The following is a 749-nucleotide window of genomic DNA, read 5'->3' on the forward strand; positions in this document are numbered from 1 at the left end:
GGCTACGGCGAACACGGCCACCCCGGCGGCTTCTGACTCCAGCCGCAGCTCGTCCGCCACGGCGGGGGACAGGTTGGCTATGGCTGCGCCCGACAGGGGATGATTCCCCTTCAGCGTGCGCAGATCGCGGGGCGGGTCTTCTGGCGGGGCGATCAGCGGAATGACTACGTCTACCGGCTGGCCCTTGCGCAGGACCTTCAGCGTGGCTGTCTGGCCCAGCGGCAGGGTGGCAATGCGGAAGCGCAGGGTGCCGATATCATCCACGGGATGGCCGTTGATGGCGGTCACTACGTCGCCGATTTTCAGTCCCGCTGCCTTCGCCGGGCTCCGGGCATGGAGGGTATTCACCAGAACACCAGCCGGGCGGGACAGGCTCAGGGACGCGGCGATATCAGGGGTGACAGGCTGGCCCTCGACGCCCATCCAGGGGCGGACGATTCTGGTTTTTCCACCCTGCACATCCTGGAGAATGGTGCGCACCATGTTGGAGGGAATGGCAAAGCCGATGCCCAGCGATCCACCGGTGCGGGAGTAGATGGCAGAGTTGATCCCCGCCAGCTTTCCCTTCATGGACACAAGTGCCCCGCCCGAGTTTCCGGGATTGATGGCCGCGTCGGTCTGGATGAAAAAGTTGAAATCGCTGACGCCCACTTCCGTCCGCGCCAGGGCCGAGACGATGCCGCTGGTCACCGTCTGGCCCACGCCAAAGGGGTTACCGATGGCCAGTACCAGGTCGCCCACTTCCAGAT

Annotated in this window: 1 protein-coding gene; it reads right to left on the reverse strand. The window is 65.0% G+C overall.

What is annotated here, in order from left to right; translation table 11 throughout:
• Positions 1-741, reverse strand: a 741-nt coding sequence (locus tag M3O22_05690) for a PDZ domain-containing protein (GenBank protein MDP9196244.1), incomplete at its 3' end; no start/stop codon positions are given.
• Positions 742-749: the final 8 nt, after the last annotated feature.

Source organism: Pseudomonadota bacterium (assembly GCA_030775045.1).
Classification (GTDB): domain Bacteria; phylum Pseudomonadota; class Alphaproteobacteria; order JALYJY01; family JALYJY01; genus JALYJY01.